At 61.9% G+C, this 528-nt stretch carries 1 protein-coding gene; it reads left to right on the top strand.

Going from position 1 to position 528, the window contains the following annotated elements; all coding sequences use genetic code 11:
• Positions 1 to 20: 20 nt before the first annotated feature.
• Positions 21 to 528, top strand: a 508-nt coding sequence (locus AC1D0P_RS28065) for a hypothetical protein (RefSeq protein ID WP_477679725.1), incomplete at its 3' end; no start/stop codon positions are given.

Genomic DNA, 528 nt, shown 5'->3' with positions numbered 1-528 from the left:
GCGCTACTTCCTGTTCTGAAATGTTCTGGTCGACGAAGCCGACGCTGAGCGATGACGATGTCGAGTGGCAGCTGGGCGCGTGGGCCTGGCTGCTGGAAAATCTCGGCGGCATTGACCGCCTGAAATCGCTGCCGTCGAAATATCCAAGACAAGCGGACTTCCCGCGCTCAGGCCTTTCGGGGCATGCGCATGTGGAATTCGTCTTTTCCCAGGTCTGCGGCCAGCTCGGCGTCGATCCGAGCAATTTCGAGCTCGTTGCCCAGCAAGCAGCGATCGATCCCCATGTCGGCCATCTGGCGATCGTCAAGAACGCGCCGCGCGACCCGGCCGGCACCTACAGCAGACAGGACAATCGCCAAGTCATCACCTACGAGCCCGGCAGCGCCCGCGATTTGGAACATCTCATCGCGGTGCTGGCGCATGAACTTTGCCACGGCATCCTCCATTCCATCCCGGCGCGTCCGGATGATTGGGGCGACAACGAGGAGTTCGCCACCGATCTCGCCACCGTGTTCTTCGGCTTCGGGC

The sequence above is a fragment of the Polaromonas sp. P1_G2 genome, assembly GCF_056405515.1.
The sequence above is the reverse complement of the archived record's forward strand: the minus strand, read 5'-3'. Positions and strand labels throughout refer to the sequence as shown.